Raw genomic sequence first — 17,068 nt, forward strand, 5'->3', positions numbered from 1 at the left:
CAGTGGTGAATGTAAACTAATCGTTACTCAGAAAGACTTCTGGTGGATAAGGTTTAGCGATCGAATAGTAGCATTCTCTATAGAACAACAATCCTTCAACAGAGAAACCTCTTTCGATTGCTAGGTCTGTGAGTTGGGTTAAATCCATCGATCGAATCTTACTCCGTGTCCAGCGGCTGTAAAACCGGGTGTAACGTTGGTTTAAATCTTCTCGGATTTGAGGATTTGTTTCAAATACTTCCCATGCGAGAACACGGAAGGCATCACGCAGGCGTAAAGTTTATTGGTCAGTTTCCTGATTAAGTTGAATCATAAATTGAAGAGATGTTGTAGAAGTTTGAGAGGCTACTATCGGGGGTTATTGAACTGTCAAAGTTTTCTCTCCCGTAGGTTACAGGAGAGAGAACTTAATGTATTTGCTACATTTTCTTGAGTTTAATTACTTCTGCAACAAATTCAGGAGTTAACCCACGAATCTTGATTTCGTAAGGAAAATCTTTAATCCGTTTCGCTTTCCGAGCCTCACTTTCTTTGGCATAAGTGTAGCCACCGACATCTTGAACGATTTCTTTAACTTTTTCACCACCAGCTTTCGATCGAACGCCGATGTAGGTAATGAACGAATCAAACCCAGAACTGGCATCTGGCATCTCTTCCCAGTTAAATTGATTGTTCGTCGTGCCGACAATGGTTATTCGATCGCTCAACCGGACAACGACATAGCTACCATGTGGCGAAGTCTCGACGATTTCCCCTTCAATGCCTGCGAAATTTATCTGGCTCATGACTTGCTCCTCTATTTAGAAACGAGACGACTCAATACCCCACAGCGAAGCACTACCAACCATCTCAAAAACAGTTTCTTGTTTCTGTTTCGGAGATGATTAGCGTTTCTAAAGTGTTTCTTGTTTCTGGTGTTTCCTAAACTAAAGAGAAAAATCCTGGACTGATTGCACAAGATATTCAGGAGAAAGTCCGATCGCTCTCACCTCATACGGGTAGCTGTGAACGAACTTGGACACAAAGGCATCCTTATTGGGGGTGCCGCCAGCTTTGATAATTTGGGATTTGACCAGTTCTGCATCCTGGTAGGTGTGCGTACCTACATACAGGACAAACTGCTTTGACAGAAAACCTCTCAAATTATCCGTTGCTGTATCCCAGATGAACTGGGATGTGTAAATGCCTTTGATGGCGATTCGATTGGATAATCTGAATATGAAGTAGTTCTGGTGCGGAGATAGCGCCAAAACTTTTGCTTGAATGCCACCAAAATTAATTCTTTCCATTTTAGTATCGCAGCAATGCAGTAAGTAAGTCAGCAAATCAGTCCTTTACTTCAGAGCGAAGCATACAATTCTTGTCTCTCAGCAGGAACGGTAGCAGGCACAAAGGCTTTGAAGCGAGCTTTGTCTTGGAGTCTGTGTTGACGAGCAATGTACTGAAAAACCTCTTTAACATCCTTGATACGAAGATGTTGAAGATTGGTTGAGCCGATCGAATATTGCTTCCACAGTCCTTGCTGTTGCAGGTACAAGCACAAGTAGAACCCGTAGTCAGGTAAAATCAACACTGGACACTTGATTCCCGTGAGAAATGACTCAAACTTTTTAACTGGCTCACCTAGCTTATGTTTGCTACCTTTGTTGATAAGCCAGAAATCAGCTTCAGCAAAGTTTTTACGCACAATCCAGTCATAACTTGATAGGTTTTCCATCGTTTTTCGGAGAGAAATCCTCCCCAAAAAACGAAGTATTAAAAAGTTGAGCTGCTTTGTTTCCAGGTTGTTAATAGAAACAAAACTGTTTCTGCTACTGTTCAACTACTGGATATTCTGACCAATACCATTCCAGAAAGCGCTTAATAAACTGAGCGGTGGGTAAGTCGTAGTAGCTGACATACCAGAGAAACAGAGGCTCTTCTCTAAAGCGCTCACAGAAAGAAAGGAGATGGCGGTTTACAGTTCTGTCTTGGATCCGTTGCCAGATAATTTGCCGTTTCTCTTCAACGGTACTGCCATCAAAGTAAGTTGCTAAGTTCGTCAACTCTTTGCGTTGTTTCCGTGCCCAGCTTAATAAACGGATATTGTTACCTTCATAGGTAACAGAATAATGTCCTTTCAGCAATTCTTTATCAACTTGCTTGCCATTACGATCGAAATATGTCCCTTCTCGACGGTTAACATCATAAGGGAAGAGTTTTATTAGGTTAATTGTGATTTCTGACATAGCTAAAATACTAGGGTAAGAGGTCGTTGCCTTATCGCGAAGCGTACCTCACACATAAACACCAAATATCTCAAATTCTGATAATTTTAGTTTTACCTTGAGTTCGATCGATATTGTCTTTGGTTCCACGACTGATGCCGTCCCAGAGAGCAAAACCGTAATCGCAAACTGAGCACATTGCTTTGTCCCGCTCGACATAATTCCCTGGAATTCCTACAGTTTGAAATCCAGTAACGTTTCTGGGTTTCCCGTTTCCCGACCACAGGGCAAAGTAAACCCTTACATTTGGATAATTCTGAGAGCGTAGATATTCCTGAACCAGTTTGTCTATTCCTGACGCCTCGCCTAAAATTATGGAAAAGTTTAGCTCCATTATGCGATTAAGAGATTGCAGTCTAAGGCTGATGTCTGTTATCGATCGACTGCCAGATATCATCACAATTTTGTTCATGTTTGCTACTATTTTTTAGACTTCAATTTCTCGAAACGAAGTACACATTATGTTAAAATAAAGCATTATGAAATTAACTTGCATTGATTTTTTTGCCGGGATAGGAGCATGGAAGTTAGGAATGAAATTAGTCAATTCGACATCTCAAGTAAAGTTTGAGACGATCGAGTTTATAGAAATAAATTCCTATGCTCAAAAAGTTCTACAAACTCACTTTCCTAATATTCCCATCCATTCCGATATTGTTGATTATCAACCAGTTAAAGGGAAAGCCGATGTCTTTTTCATATCATTCCCCTGCACGAACACATCCAGAGCCGGGAAAAAAGAAGGGCTGGCAGGAAAAGAATCAAGTCTCTGGTTTGAAGCGCTCAGGTGCATCATCATCAGTAGACCAAGTTTTGTGGTTGTGGAGCAGCCAGTTGGGATTATCGATCGAGGGTTACGAACAATTATTGCCGGACTCCGACTGGGAAATTATGAGACAGAAATTGAAGTTATCAGCGCGTCGGAGTGCGGTGCGCCTCACGAGAGACAAAGAGTATTTGTCGTTGCCTACCTGCACAACTTACAGCTCAAGCAACGGAAAGGGTGGACGAGCTGGTTTGAACAAATTGGAAAGCACATTGCGATCACAAAATCGTTTGTCAGCTACCCAGAAGCTCAACCCGGAACTCTGCCTTTGGATGATGGGAATGCCCCCTACCTGGCTGGATTGCATTACGAAAACTGGTGGCGTTACAATTCCCCGCCAACCAACCCAGGAGTAGAACCGCGAACCCCTGGACGAGCGGAAGCCGTGAGTCTTGTCGGCAAGTCGATCGTCCCAATCCAAGCTGCTGTTCCTCTCATGCGCGTTCAGTTTCTTGCTTCTTTACTTGGCAACCAACATATTCAGAGATAAAACTAATGGGTAGAAACAAGAGAAGAATGAAGCAGAAAGACCTACTGTTTCTAGAGATGAGCTATGGCCGGACACTCAATCTACAGTGTGTCATTGACAAATCACATCATAGTGACGGTCATGGCGTTTATCTACAAATTAATCGAGGCAAGGAGAAGCAACATCGGCTAATCTCCGTTCATGCCAGCATATTGGATGCGTGGAAAGTTGCTTTGAATGGAAACTCACTCTTAGAAAAATCCAGCTTCAGTTACTCAAAAAGCAACGCTGAAATTACTCAAGAGTTCATCCGTAATTTAATCCAAGTTTACGGTGACTATGATTCAGATGACGCTCAGTATATGCCCAAGGGTGATAATCGAGTTATTTTACCGTGGCTCTTGTCTGGCGGAAAGATGGATGATCCGAATATCCCTGAAGGAATTACCATTGAAACGCTCAAACCTCCTGTGATAAAAAAATGGAAGATTTACCATCGGGAATGTAACCATCCTGATTATTCTGAAGGAATGTATGCGATCGGCACTTCAGACACGGAAGTTTTGCTGATTCAAGACACAGAAATGGTAGTGATTAGCAATGCCTATATCCTGGCTGCTTATCTGGCAGATCACTTGAATGATACCGACCACAGCGAAAGATACTTGGCTCAAATAGAACTCGATCGACTCTATGCAGATGCACAAACTCTTTTCTCGGTTCGTCTCAACACTGTTGACATTAACTAATGAATGAATCTTCGGGTAATCATAAGGATAAAACCCGCTGAAATTCTTTGAGGACATATCTCAGAAACTTCTGATTTCGACTAAGCAGCTCTAAGAACTTGTCAGGGAGACAAGTAAATCCTTGTCGAGTCAGCTCCTCAACCAGAAAGAACACAGCATATCCAAAGTAAAACAGTTTGGGGGCTATGTCACCTTCCGGCGTAAATCCTTCAGTGGATATGAACGAATTTCCTTTAGTATCGAGATACTGAACCACATAGAGAGTCCCACCAGCACTCAGTTCCAGGGATTCTCTCTTGTTTTCTTTCAATTTTCCATTGGGTCGATCGAGTCTAAAGTCATAATACATTTCTCTAGTTAGGGCTTGCTGAATAATCGAGTGCATATTGCGTCGCGAAAGGTTTCGAGCGCGCGAGCGAGAATAAAGTGCAAGATAAACAGGTAAAATAGGTCAAAACCCGTGCATCACCACCTGAGCTCATGTACAAAAAGGTTGAGCTTGCTCCCATCCCACCCTTGGACTTTGAACTAGCCAACGGCTCTAAATTGTCACGCCTATAACCGTTGGGTAAAGATGGCCCAAGTAATACCGTGGTCAGAATTTGAATCAGAATATGCTCAAAACTTCCCCACAGAAATGGGTGCACCAGCTTTCATCATGGAGGATGGCGTTGGGGGCATTAATTATTAAGGAAAAATTAGGAATTAGTGATCGGGAAACAGTAGAACAAATCCGTGAAAACCCGTATCTGCAATACTTTATCGGTCACTCAAGCAGAGCGTAACGAGCTGCCATTTGACCCATCACTATTGGTTCACTTTCGCCAAAGAATTAGTCCGAACTTAATTAATAAAGTGAATGAACGAATGGTCGAAAAAATGCGCTCCATCACCGAGCGTTAAAACCGAAAAAAAAAAGGATTCGGACGCCAAAAATGAGTCACTCAATCGCGGTAAGTTGATAGTAGATGCTACCTGTGCCCCAGCAGACATTACCTATCCGACCGACTTAGGACTATTAAACAAAGCCAGAGTTCATACCGAAAAAATTATAGACATCCTGTATAAACAGATCAAATATCAAACCAGTAAAAAACCAAGAACCTACCGTAAGCTCGCCCGAAAAGATTACTTATTGATAGCAAAACAAAGAAGACCATCCCGCCATAAAAAAAGACAGGCAATTAAAAAACAACTTCAATATATCAAAAGAAACCTCGCTCATATTGAACAGCTAATCAAGTCAGGTGCGACTCTCGAGCGCCTGAGCACAAAGCAATATAAAACCTTGCTAGTCCTCACAGAGGTCTATCGCCAACAGCAATGGTTATTTGATAACAATAAACAGAGCATTGAGGATAGAATAGTAAGTTTAAGCCAACCCCATATCCGTCCCATAGTCAGAGGAAAAGCCGGAAAAAGCGTAGAGAGGCGAGCAAAACTATCAGCCAGTTGCTTTGAAGGATATATATTTTTAGACAGGATGAGCTGGGATAATTTTAACGAATCAGGGGACTTAAAAACACAAGTAGAAGCATATCATAAATTCACAGGGTATTATCCAGAGTCAGTTCATGCAGATCGCATTTACCGAAATCGGGAAAACCGAGCATGGTGTAAAGAAAAAGGTATTAGGCTGAGTGGGCCGCCATTAGGAAGACCGCCAGCAAATGTGAGTAAATCAAAAAAGAGGCAAGCGTTGGAAGATGAGAGGATTAGAAATGCCATTGAGGGCAAGTTTGGGGCTTGCGGAAACGAAGATTCGGTCTCAATCGAGTGATGGAAAAACTTGATAATACATCTGGTACAGCCATTGCTATTACTTTTTTAGTAATAAACCTTTCTACCTGGTTAAGACGGGTTTTTTGTGTGTTTTTATGTCAAAAATCGAAAATTACACCTATTTACGGGTCAGTTATTATCAAAAACTATAACTGGACAAGTTATAGCAAACAAAAAATTATGTGTCGCTGAACTTAAATCATTCCTCAATTGCTATCGTGATTTTTCTTAACTTATTCAGCAAGCCCTAGTTAGATTGTTCAGGTGGTCTAACTGTTGTCTCAGCCTCATGTTTTCTGCTTCTATCTGCAAATTATCTATTAGCAGTTGCGAGTTGTCGATCGATAATCCTGAATTAGCCACCGATAAACGGGCATATTCTCTCAATAAATCTGTGTATTCTGACATACTAATTTCCTAATTTATTTGCTATATTATACCAAATCATAAGTAACAACTGCTCAGAAATAAACTGCTTCGCTAGGGGGTTTTGATGTCTATCTTTGTGAAAGTCTTATGGTTGCCGTACAAAATCCAACAGTTAAAGCGAAACCTGTAGTAAGCATTCATTGCGATGGTGCTTGCTCAGGAAATCCAGGACCCGGTGGCTGGGCTGCAATTCTCACAATTCCAGGTAAGCAAAATAAAAAAGCGATTAGTGGTAAATCCGAAACCACGACGACTAATAATCGGATGGAATTGACAGCAGCGATCGAAGGGTTAAAAGCTCTCAAAAAGCCCTGCACGGTTACGTTATTTTCTGATTCTACTTATGTCATTCATACAATGACAAAGAGCTGGAAAAGAAGCGCTAACCTTGACTTGTGGGAGCAAATAGATCAGCTAGCTCTTACTCATGAGATTACCTGGATTTGGCTGCCACGGAACTCGAATGATGAGCTAACTGAGTGCGATCGATTAGCCAAAGAACAAGTCATTAATTCACGGTAAACTCCGTCAAATAACCCCTTTGGCACTGCTTAATGTAGTGCCAAGGGTGCTAAAATAGTGCCAATCTTAGCGGGAAAAAGAATGAGTCAATTTGATTATCTGCAACAACAACTGGCTAACAGTGTATGGGCAGGAAAAGAAATTTTGAAAGTAGCTGATGTAGTGAACCAGGGGGTTGTGGGAGGAAAAGATTGGTACTTTAGTCTACCTCAAATCCAATTTATAATGAACACTCCAGTAATGGGAGGAATCAAAGCTTTACTAACGGCATCTCAAAATATAGGAGACACAGTACAGGATTGCTGCTTAGTATTTCTGGAAACAGTGAACGGCATTAACCGTGCCTACAACAGCAAAGCATTTACGAACTTAGCGGGCAAAGGTCAGCAAGAATTAGCAAGTCTGCTTCCTAGTACAAGAGAGCGACTGATTTATGAAGCATCGGTCAGTGCGTACAACGAATCGCTGAATTTACCAGATTTATCAGTCAAAATTGCAACGATCGAAGGTGAAATAGCAGCAATTCAATCAGGTGGACAACCCGCAGAAGAACAACTAAATACATGGAAAACTGAAGCAATATCAAAAATTGAAGAGTTTAAAAGTGGAATCTTGAGCCAGATCGAATCTCTGACCGGAAATCCACGCCGAAACGCTCGCACACGTATACGAAGGGCAGAAGCCGGAAGGGTAGCAATGACAACAGGCACAATTCCCAACATCATTGCTCAAAATCCATACTCCATCAGCTCAACCTACAATCACTCCATCAGTTCCACTTACCGCCGTCCGCCCGTGGTAAACACTGCATTAGTGCCGATCGCAGTGGGCGGTGCAGCAACGATTACAGGAGCCGTCGGTGTGCTCACCAGCATTGCAAGTTGGCTGTTGGGGAGCTTTTTCTTGAAATCCTTCAACATCCCGGCAGTTTTGTTACCAGCGCTGACGAATACAGTGGTGTCGATCGTCCTCAAATTGTCAGGCAGTGCTGGTGGTGCTGAAGCAGTTCGTTATTTTGCAGCTTCAGCTTTAAAGGCTGGAGCAAGTCTGTTACCGAAAATCTTCGGAGTGACGGGAATGCAAGCAAGTGGTTGGGCTTATTTGATGGCTTGGGCTTTGCCTATAATTGGAGCTGCCGTCATCATTGCCACCGCCATGAGAAACCGAACCGATCTCGCAGAATTCCTTTATGTTTTTGCTGATATTGGAGAAGCCACACCAAGAAAATTTAACTTGTCCGTAGCTCATATGTATGACACGAATCAAGTTGAAATTCTTGAACAGTTAAAAACCTTAGCAAAATCATTGATAGAAAGAGCTGTTGTGCCGATCGAAAGTGTCATCGGAGTGGGCTTAAACAGTAAAAGAGAATATATTATTGGCTATGATTTGATGCTGCCAGACAATCCAGTTCTGATTCCTAAAGACGATATCCCAACAAGGTTAGGAACTGATAAAGTTGCTAGAATAACATCAGGAAAATTCTTTTTTACTGATTGATATGCCGACGGATTACCAATTACAATATTCCTGGGTAGATGAGAGTCTAGGACAAATACAAACGATCGCCGTTTGGTCAGTTTGGGATTGTGTTACCAAACAATGGTCAAATGCTCCCAAAGTGACTCTCCGAAATACGCTCCTTTCAGGCTGGCATCAAGACGCTGGCAGAGAGCGTTTCTGCATTGGAGAAGTCCCCGAAGATACCAAGAATGCCTCTCTTTTAGACCCTTTTGTAGCTAATAAGAACGATCGATACACCTTAGACTTAGCCAGCAACTCTCGCAACCACGGGCGCTTTACTTTTAATCTGGCTCCGATCGGTTCTAACTATTACGGAACCAAAGGTAGTGAGCAATGGAAGAGAATAATTTACGGTAGCATTATGCACACCGGATGCAAACTTCTAGTCGGTCGCGAGTTCAATTTTATTATTGTTGATGACACCAAAAAAGATGCTCAGGGTAATCCACAAGATGACCCTACAAATGGCAGACACTGGAATAGCGGAGATAGTCATGGTAAAGCTTCCAAGGATTTTATGCGGATACTTGGAACAGGTGATGTCCACTTGCCAAATGACGAAGGAATTCCCCTTCAGTTTCGGATAGCGTCATTCAAACAATGGGTGGCAAAGGGGACGATCGCCTACAACCCAGACTTGGATGGTTCGGGCTATGATTTAGTCATCCCTTGGAGTTCATTAAAAGGCAACAAACCAGCTCTAGGAAACTACAGAGATAAACTGTTGTGCGGGCTGGTATTTGAAGCGGAAAAACGGACTGCAAAAGCGGGCTGGATGCTCTTTCAATGGTTTAAATTTGAAACTCTTGAACAAGACAAAATAATCAGCAGACTCAGAGATAAATGTCAAAAGCTAGTCAATGCAACCAACTCAATTCAAGCTTTGGCTAAAGAGCTAAGAATCCATCAGGTAGAAGCAGAACAGGAGCGGGAACAGGGCGAAAGCATTCAGTCCGAAGCTGAGTATGTAAACACAGCAATGGAGATAATCAAATATGACATCAAAGGTAGACTATTGTTGCATCCTTACATCACCGGGAAAGTTGCAGAAAGACTTCGTGCCGTTTGGTTAAATTTAGCAAAAGCAGCCGGAGTCCGTTTCTGGTCACTCATGTCGCAACCCGATGAGTATTTCCAGAAATATGAAATCACCGACAGTAACGGAAAAACTACTTTTACAGAGAAAGTTTTCTGTGCACCGTCAATGGCTCCTGGTGAGTACATTGTATTCTGCAACCCCATGCGTCACTGGGGAGATTGCCAACTCTGGATCAATCGCCATGAGGGAACCTATGCCAGAGGCTACGGTTTGATGGCAGCATCAACCAAACTCATGCTGAATTTGGGGAGAGACTTTGATGGTGACTTTGTTCAACTGATTCGATCGAAAGAATATCCCGCACTCCGAGATGCGATCGCCAACTTTGACCAACCTCCATTAGTCGAGAAACTTCCCAAAATGGCACTACCGGGAACTCTTCAGCAAGTAGCCATCAACAGCATGAACGACAGCACCGGGATTGTGGCTTCACTTCTGGGTCGCGCCAGAGGTGCGGGTGCTGAAGGGATAGTGCTGATAATTCCCCCCGGCGGAATGCAGACCGAGCCAAAAGAGATGTCAATTATCGACTTCCTCAGTCAGGAATTGCAGATCGCCGTAGACTCCCTCAAATCGGCATATCCCAATAATGACAAGGGTTTACAGGCAGTGACCGATTATCTCAACAGTCTTGGTGATGTAGGTAAAATTCCCTGGCTCAAAGACTTTAAAGAAAAGGATGTTTACCTAAGCCGACCCTGTGCCGTTGCCACCGATGCGATCGATACTATTTCCCGCCTTGTCAAAGTTGTCAATTCATATTGGCGACCAGCTCAGCTAGAAACCAATATCGACATCAACTCTTTTGAGAATGCACTTTTTGTGGGAGTTGAAGTTACCAAAGATCAGCTCGATTTTGCCTTTGAACAGCGCAAAGGATATGCAAGAGAAATGCAAGGTGCGATCGCCTGGAAAGAGCAGAATGATGGTGACACTACCAAAATCCGCGAGGTTTCTGCCAAATATCAAGCTCTTAAAGAGTCAGCTCTTGAACAATTTGCAGATGCTAACAGTCAACCCTATACCGACAAATCCTGGGCTGCTGCTTACTGGCGCGCTGTTCATACCCGAGCCGGAGAGCTGAGCACCGGAGCGCTCGTGTTTAACCTATTTAGAGAAGAAATCGTGACTGAGTTGCAAGAGAATCCTGATACTCTGCCCTATTTCAACGTCTTTAACGTCCACAAGCAAGAACCCAATGTCTGGAGCCGAGGTGAATGGACTGGACAGAATGTTTTGATTCGCATTGTTCAACGCCTGAAACCAGCTACGGGTCAGCAAGCAGCGCGGATGGAGTTGGCGATCGATATGAGGTATCCAGACAGCACCAAAAACATCGGCTATTTTCCCCTTGGATGGGTTGGCGAAAAGTATCGAAGTAAAGTTGCGATCGGTGAAACTCGCGAAATGTGGATTTACACAGATGGCAAATACATGGATGAAGCGGGTAGAACTATTACCAAAACCGCTCGTTTATTTAATCAATCCCTGAGTCAAGAACAGATTGATTTCTTAAATGGCAAAATGCCAGCAGGTCTTTATAGTCCGGAAGATTTCGGTTTGCCACCCAATTAATACCGCATAATTTATACCACTATACCAATAGTGGTAAATACCACCATCGTTGTAAGAGCAAATAATGTCGAATTAATGTCTAATTTATTGTGCTTTTAAAAGAATTAAGGCATAATCAAATCAAGCGTCTGTCTCAATCCAAATTTTGAATTATGACTTCAGTTGTTGAAAATCTCCCATTTGGAGAAGTTATCTCCGGTGTTGTAGCTTCTCTAGAAAGCGGAAAGGATATCAAAATCGAAGGCTTCGGCACTTTCTCTTTGATTGAAAAACCAGAACGGGAAGGACGAAACCCCAGAACAGGTCAATTAACCACCTACAAGCCTACTCGCCGGCCGAAAATCACGTTTGACAAGAAGTTCCTTGAAAGGGTTTATGCGGGTGCAAGTGCTTCTGAAACTTTGCCTGAAACAACTTCGGTAACAGCTCCAGTAGCAAGTCCTGCACCGACTCCAGCTCCCGTAGCAGCTCTCGCACCAATCCCAGTAGCAGCTCCAACAGCTCCTGTTTTGCCTCCTCCAATTCCAGCAGAATTGCTTATTCCTTCTCAACCACCGTTGCTGTGGCAAATTAAAGCTCCAGACGGTAGTTTTGTCGAAGTTCCCAGTAATGAACTGCGTAATTGGGGAGTTAGTGCAAATACTCCAATTTACTCCGTTGCTACTGGCTGGAAACTAGCAGGGAGCATTCCTGAACTGGTTGGGGTGGTTCAATAAGAAGAGCTTCTGCTCAACTATATTGGCGACGCAAAAACTGCACAAAAAAACCTGAGTGACTGCACCCACGCTCAGGTTTTTTCATGTTCCTTGTTTCTAATAATTTCTAACAATTGCTAAGGATTTGTAAGAGTTTCTAAGAATCTCTAGACAAAACCCGAAAATATAGGATGTCTCAAAGCACCCGTAGCAGTAATCCCAAGATGGATAACTTCGACGATTCTGCCCATATAATTAGCTTGGTTAGCCCAGATAGTCGATCGCTCTGCATCAGTGAATCCAGTACCGACTTTGGCATTGACAATTCGCTCGTTGAGAGTGCCGCCAACTAAGAGATTGCCCAACGATGCAGAATATTTCCCTGAGCCTTTGGTAAACCCGGTAACTGGCAAACGGTCTTTCACAAAATTCTTGACTTTCAAAAGTGCGATCGATCGACCCGGAAAATACACCGAGTTCGGATTCCGCAGCATTATCCCTTCAGCCGACTGTCCTGATGCCTTGATTGAGTCAGCTTCCGCTTGAATGACCAGAGGATTATTCTCGATTAGCCTTTGCGGGACGTAACTAACTTTCCCCATTGCCGGGAAGAGTTGTTGAATCTGATTGTATTCATCGGCTGCCAAGATATTCGGATATTGAGTGAAGCCGATCGCAAAGATGCGGAATTCAATCCTCTGTTTGTCAGATTGAACAGTTGCTGTAGTTTTGGTCGATCGGGCAATCCCAGAAATTCTATCGAAAGGCTCTCCGGGGATGTACAGCTCACCATCAATGAAAGACAAATTGTTGGCTAACCGGATGCTTTCACAGATTTGCTCAATTTCGGTAAGTCCTGAATATCTAGTTTTACCCGATCGACTCCTCAACCCATTGTTCGGATTCTCATACAAACACCGCACTCCATCCAGTTTAGGACTACTGAGCCATTCAGCAATACCGTAGTTTTTGGTTGGGCTGTAAGTATTTGCTAATTGTAATAGCATTATTCTTGCTCCTTAACTAACAAAGCGACCTAAAGCAGGGCTTCGGAGATTGCCAGTAGCTGTTACTCCCATATAAACTATTTGAACTTGTTTACCGATATAAGACTCTCTGTTCATCCACAAATCTTGTTCCTCTTCATCGTTCAAACCATAAACACGAGAAGTTTTCATAACTCCATTCACCATGCCTTCAACGGACATATAGCTCACGTAACCCACTATTGGATTTTGCGTAAACCCAGCGACAGTAAAGATTCCGCTTGTTATGCCTTTCACTTTGAGAAGATTGTCCGATCGCACTCCAGAATAAACGGAGTCCAATTTTCTGAGGATGATTCCTTCAGTTCCTCCAGAATTAAGAACGGTGGTTGCTTCATCCAGAACGCCTAGAGGTGTGTTCCGAATGAGTTTTTGAGGAATCAAACTAATCATTCCCTGTGCAGGAATAATTTGTTGCATGAGATTCATCATTTGTTGTGCTGTTAGGTTAGGATTTGTTGCCGAACCAACAGTAGAAACGCGAAACTCAACTGCAAATTTTTCATCAAGTTCATAGGTAGATCGATCGCGGACTAATACCGTAAGTTCATCAAAAGTTCTGCCCGGAATGAACAGCTCACCGTCAATGAATGACAGATTGTTAGCATCACAGATGGCACGACAAGCTAACTCAAGGCGATCGAATCCCACAAATCGTGTGGTCAAAGTCTGGCTTCTTAATCCGCGTGAAATGCCGTCCCGCGTGTAAATACAACGAACTCCGTTAAGCTTTGGGCTGCTTAACCAAAATCCAATCATGTATTCTTTAGCTGGATTGTAAGTATTGGGAACTTCCGCTACAAAAGTCATGGTTTTCCTTAGTTAACTGCCATCATGAAATTGCTAACACATCGGATTTGTTCAGTAACAATCTTGTCAAAGAGAAGAACAAGGTTAGCGTTGTTCGGCTGAAATCTCATCAAGCCCCATTGTCCAGAACCAGCAATTGTTAAGTCGGGCTTGAAAATCATTGCTGTGGAATGGAACCAAGTATTAAAGATTGTGTTCGGCATACCAGCACAAATTTGCATCCCCGAACTGCTGGCAAAATTCATGATTACATCCACATTTAATCGAACCAATTTTCCACAGGTTTGGTAAGTTACACTACCTGTGACTCCATTCGCTAAAGGCAATGAGATTGCTGTTGACCAAACAATTCCTGCTGGCCCGGCTGGCCCGATAGCTCCCGTGTCTCCTTTCGGTCCGATCGGCCCAACAGCACCAACAGCACCAGCCACACCTTGAACTCCTTGAGGGCCAGTTGCGCCAGTTGCGCCAACCTCACCTTTCGGGCCCGCAACACCCTGAGAACCAGTGGCTCCGGTCGCACCAGTTAGACCAACCTCACCTTTAGGGCCGGTAGGACCGATCGGGCCAGCAACTCCTGGATTTCCTTGCGCTCCGACATCACCTTTTGCACCGACATCACCTTTCGGGCCGGGAATCCCTTGCGCTCCAGTTGCACCAGTTGCGCCAACGGCTCCTGTGTCTCCTTTCGGGCCCGTAAGTCCGATCGGGCCGGCAGCTCCCGTGTCTCCTTTAAGTCCAGGTGGCCCTTGAATTCCAGTAGAACCCGGTGTGCCTTGCATTCCAGTTGGGCCAGTTAATCCGGTAGGGCCGGGAGCGCCCGTATCTCCTTTGGCTCCGGGAATTCCTTGAACCCCCGGATCACCTTGTTTGGCTCCCAAAGTCCAAGCTAAAGACGGCGGTGGTGAGTTGATGTTTGGAGCGTTGGCAATATAACTGTTGCCACCGTGGGCGACCGAATCGAACATGGCGTAGTTTGTCGTTGCGTTCCAATTTCCGCGCCAAATCAAACCGGGTCGCCCTTGTTCGCCTCGAATTCCTTGAACGCCTTGAGCTCCTGTTGCACCTACCGCTCCAGCAGGGCCGACGGGCCCAATTTCACCAGGTGCGCTTGGAATTCCTTGTTCACCTCGATCGCCTTTGGGACCCGGATTTCCTTGAAGACCTTGAATACCTGTAGCGCCAACTAAACCTTGCTCACCCCGAGCGCCTTTTTCGCCTTGAGAGCCTGTCGCGCCAACCAAACCCGGTTCACCGCGATCGCCTTTGGGGCCAGCAGACCCTGGAATTCCTTGTAAACCTTGACTACCTTGAGCGCCCGGTTCACCTGGTAAACCTCTCTCACCGGGAACGCCTTGAATGCCGGGATTTCCTTGAGGACCGGTAAGTCCGATCGGGCCCGATGCGCCTTGTAAACCCTGGCTACCTTGAGCGCCTGGTTCGCCTTTTTCACCCGGCAAGCCTGTTGCGCCAACTGCACCCGGAATTCCTTGAAGTCCTTGAGGCCCGGTGTCACCCCGATCGCCTTTGTCACCTTTAGCACCGGGGATACCTGGCAAACCGGGTTCACCGCGATCGCCTTTTTCGCCAATCGGGCCGGTAGCACCAGCGACACCAGGTAAACCATCAACGCCGGGAACTCCTTGAATGCCTTGCATCCCTTGAGAGCCTGGAATGCCTGGATTTCCTTGAGATCCAGCAGGGCCAGTCGCACCGTCCATACCGTTTGCACCGGGAGCGCCAACATCACCACGATCGCCTTTGTCACCTTTCGGGCCGGGTTCACCTTGAGGGCCAGCGGGACCGATCGGACCTTGAGGCCCAACAATGGCAGGTTCGGGAGGAATGAGAGCAACATCGCGAGTGGCGGTTGCCAGAATACTGGTGCCGAGCATGATGTCAGCTCGGAGAGTTCCATTTTGTGTGATGGGTGTCTCGAATGGAACCCAGGGAGATTCTTTGATAATTGCGCCATTTAAACTGAAGCGAACGAACGCATTGGTAGGGATGTGTTCAACATCGGCAACTACGACGGTTTGCCCTGAGTAAAGAACAGGAGCCCGTAACGCAATTGTGGGAGCATTAACCTTGACTTCAAAATTGATTCGATCGGTCGATCGAACAGTAACGGGAGTTGTACCGCTGATATCTTCGGCTTCAATGATGTGAACACCTGCGGTATTGATTGGAATCGACATTCCAAATTGATAGATAGGTGCAGCAGTAGTTCCTACATTGGTGGCTGTGGTATCTGTACCCACAACTACACCATTCAATTTAAAACGAACATCCGTATTGGTGTTAGTGTCAGTGACTGCTGTAACGGGAAGAGAATAGGGCAATCCTCCGACTTGAATGCTGGGTTGAGTGGGAGCTGTGATTCTAATTGGCATTAGCTTAACCTGCTAAAATTTGATAGACAAACAATCCCTTTCTTGGCATCTACATACCAAGAAAGAGATTATTGAAGCGAGACTGAGACTAGCTTTGAGACAGAATCCCGCGTCTGGTAAAAAATCAGGTTTGAATCAAAAGAGTCTGAGCGATAATCAGCTCGAATTCGCTCGATTCTCCGACAATCATCAGACTGGTGTAAGCGTCGGGCTTTTCACTACCATCATCAGAAACCCTGACAACTTTGGTATTTTGTAGCTGGCTGAAAACTTGGTAAAGTTCACTCAGATACTCCACAGCTTCGATCGGCATTAAAATGCCAAAAACCGCTTCTGCCGGGATAATTCCCTCCATCGTCAACCCTTGATTCTGGGTAACTGTCGCTAACTCGGTCAGCGCATTTCTAATTAAAGGCTGGAAGAGTTCATCAAGGGTTTGATAAGAAATTGCCCGATTTGCCGGGGCTTTGTAAGTAGGAGTTTCGGGATTCAGTGCCTTGATTGCAGCTCTCCGCATTGAAGCATCTCTGGAAAGAATAGCTGGCTCATCAAATGGCTGCTTTCCTCTTCTAATTGCCAACAATGAATCACCTTCAGATTGAGGCCAGAAATTGTAATCGGCGATCGTTTGACGCAGTAGTTTTGTTGCTAGTCCTGCTGTTAACACCATGTCACTAATTAACTAATAAATTATTTTTAGCTTATATCCCTTTTCTGTTTTTAAGCTTATATACTAAAAAGTTGACTTTTCTCCCCATTTGTTATAGAGATAAAAACCAAAAGCGTTAATCGGATTCTAACCAATTAATACCAAATCCGGTTATCATAGAATACTAACAAATCAACGATAGTTAAACCAATGATAATTGGTCAGGTTTTTGA

At 44.3% G+C, this 17,068-nt stretch carries 17 protein-coding genes and 1 pseudogene; 7 read left to right on the top strand and 11 right to left on the bottom strand.

Annotated features, from left to right (window positions below):
- Positions 1 to 419: 419 nt before the first annotated feature.
- The 5 genes from QUB25_RS25695 to QUB25_RS25715 form a co-directional block, all read right to left on the bottom strand.
- Positions 420 to 785 (bottom strand): hypothetical protein, encoded by a 366-nt coding sequence (locus tag QUB25_RS25695; protein ID WP_333187587.1) that lies wholly within the window; start codon positions 783 to 785, stop codon positions 420 to 422.
- 141 nt (positions 786 to 926) lie between these two features.
- Positions 927 to 1,289 carry a hypothetical protein gene (locus QUB25_RS25700; RefSeq protein ID WP_333187589.1) on the bottom strand — a complete coding sequence of 121 codons (363 nt, stop codon included), beginning with the start codon at positions 1,287 to 1,289 and terminating at the stop codon, positions 927 to 929.
- 50 nt (positions 1,290 to 1,339) lie between these two features.
- Positions 1,340 to 1,717, bottom strand: a complete 378-nt coding sequence (locus QUB25_RS25705; RefSeq protein ID WP_333187591.1) for a hypothetical protein — start codon at positions 1,715 to 1,717, stop codon at positions 1,340 to 1,342.
- A gap of 94 nt (positions 1,718 to 1,811) precedes the next feature.
- Positions 1,812 to 2,228 (bottom strand): hypothetical protein, encoded by a 417-nt coding sequence (locus QUB25_RS25710; RefSeq protein WP_333187594.1) that lies wholly within the window; start codon positions 2,226 to 2,228, stop codon positions 1,812 to 1,814.
- 70 nt (positions 2,229 to 2,298) lie between these two features.
- On the bottom strand, positions 2,299 to 2,679 hold the full coding sequence (locus tag QUB25_RS25715) for a hypothetical protein (RefSeq protein WP_333187597.1): 381 nt from the start codon (positions 2,677 to 2,679) through the stop codon (positions 2,299 to 2,301).
- Positions 2,680 to 2,746: 67 nt separating this feature from the next.
- Here QUB25_RS25715 and QUB25_RS25720 point away from each other — a divergent pair, with 67 nt between their 5' ends.
- Positions 2,747 to 3,583 carry a DNA cytosine methyltransferase gene (locus QUB25_RS25720; protein WP_333187599.1) on the top strand — a complete coding sequence of 279 codons (837 nt, stop codon included), beginning with the start codon at positions 2,747 to 2,749 and terminating at the stop codon, positions 3,581 to 3,583.
- A gap of 212 nt (positions 3,584 to 3,795) precedes the next feature.
- The gene (locus QUB25_RS25725; RefSeq protein ID WP_333187601.1) at positions 3,796 to 4,311 is read left to right on the top strand and encodes a hypothetical protein; all 516 of its coding nucleotides are present in this window, start codon (positions 3,796 to 3,798) and stop codon (positions 4,309 to 4,311) included.
- Between the two features lie 19 nt (positions 4,312 to 4,330).
- On the opposite strand, the gene QUB25_RS25730 is transcribed toward QUB25_RS25725, so the two are convergent.
- Positions 4,331 to 4,696, bottom strand: coding sequence for a hypothetical protein (locus tag QUB25_RS25730; RefSeq protein ID WP_333187604.1), 366 nt, complete (start codon positions 4,694 to 4,696; stop codon positions 4,331 to 4,333).
- Positions 4,697 to 4,791: 95 nt separating this feature from the next.
- On the opposite strand from QUB25_RS25730, the pseudogene QUB25_RS25735 reads away from it, so the two are divergent.
- Positions 4,792 to 6,285 (top strand): annotated as a pseudogene (locus QUB25_RS25735) (IS5 family transposase).
- A gap of 45 nt (positions 6,286 to 6,330) precedes the next feature.
- On the opposite strand, the gene QUB25_RS25740 reads toward QUB25_RS25735, so the two are convergent.
- Complete coding sequence (locus QUB25_RS25740) at positions 6,331 to 6,501, bottom strand: hypothetical protein (protein ID WP_333187607.1); 171 nt, start codon at positions 6,499 to 6,501, stop codon at positions 6,331 to 6,333.
- A gap of 108 nt (positions 6,502 to 6,609) precedes the next feature.
- On the opposite strand from QUB25_RS25740, the gene QUB25_RS25745 reads away from it, so the two are divergent.
- The 4 genes from QUB25_RS25745 (at position 6,610) to QUB25_RS25760 (ending at position 11,958) form a co-directional block, all read left to right on the top strand.
- The gene (locus QUB25_RS25745; protein ID WP_333187609.1) at positions 6,610 to 7,044 is read left to right on the top strand and encodes an RNase H family protein; all 435 of its coding nucleotides are present in this window, start codon (positions 6,610 to 6,612) and stop codon (positions 7,042 to 7,044) included.
- A gap of 81 nt (positions 7,045 to 7,125) precedes the next feature.
- Positions 7,126 to 8,544, top strand: a complete 1,419-nt coding sequence (locus QUB25_RS25750) for a hypothetical protein (RefSeq protein ID WP_333187611.1) — start codon at positions 7,126 to 7,128, stop codon at positions 8,542 to 8,544.
- 1 nt (position 8,545) lies between these two features.
- On the top strand, positions 8,546 to 11,242 hold the full coding sequence (locus QUB25_RS25755; RefSeq protein WP_333187614.1) for a hypothetical protein: 2,697 nt from the start codon (positions 8,546 to 8,548) through the stop codon (positions 11,240 to 11,242).
- Between the two features lie 152 nt (positions 11,243 to 11,394).
- Complete coding sequence (locus QUB25_RS25760) at positions 11,395 to 11,958, top strand: HU family DNA-binding protein (RefSeq protein ID WP_333187616.1); 564 nt, start codon at positions 11,395 to 11,397, stop codon at positions 11,956 to 11,958.
- A 146-nt stretch (positions 11,959 to 12,104) separates the two neighbouring features.
- On the opposite strand, the gene QUB25_RS25765 is transcribed toward QUB25_RS25760, so the two are convergent.
- From QUB25_RS25765 to QUB25_RS25780, 4 genes are all read right to left on the bottom strand, one after another.
- Positions 12,105 to 12,944, bottom strand: a complete 840-nt coding sequence (locus QUB25_RS25765) for an ATP-dependent DNA ligase (RefSeq protein ID WP_333187619.1) — start codon at positions 12,942 to 12,944, stop codon at positions 12,105 to 12,107.
- Between the two features lie 12 nt (positions 12,945 to 12,956).
- A complete protein-coding gene (locus QUB25_RS25770) occupies positions 12,957 to 13,793 on the bottom strand; it encodes a hypothetical protein (RefSeq protein WP_333187621.1) in 837 nt (278 codons plus the stop codon).
- Positions 13,794 to 13,801: 8 nt separating this feature from the next.
- The gene (locus tag QUB25_RS25775; protein ID WP_333187624.1) at positions 13,802 to 16,186 is read right to left on the bottom strand and encodes a hypothetical protein; all 2,385 of its coding nucleotides are present in this window, start codon (positions 16,184 to 16,186) and stop codon (positions 13,802 to 13,804) included.
- A 124-nt stretch (positions 16,187 to 16,310) separates the two neighbouring features.
- Positions 16,311 to 16,856 carry a hypothetical protein gene (locus QUB25_RS25780; RefSeq protein ID WP_333187627.1) on the bottom strand — a complete coding sequence of 182 codons (546 nt, stop codon included), beginning with the start codon at positions 16,854 to 16,856 and terminating at the stop codon, positions 16,311 to 16,313.
- Between the last annotated feature and the right edge of the window lie 212 nt (positions 16,857 to 17,068).

This window comes from Microcoleus sp. B3-D7, from assembly GCF_036705305.1.
Classification (GTDB): domain Bacteria; phylum Cyanobacteriota; class Cyanobacteriia; order Cyanobacteriales; family Microcoleaceae; genus Microcoleus.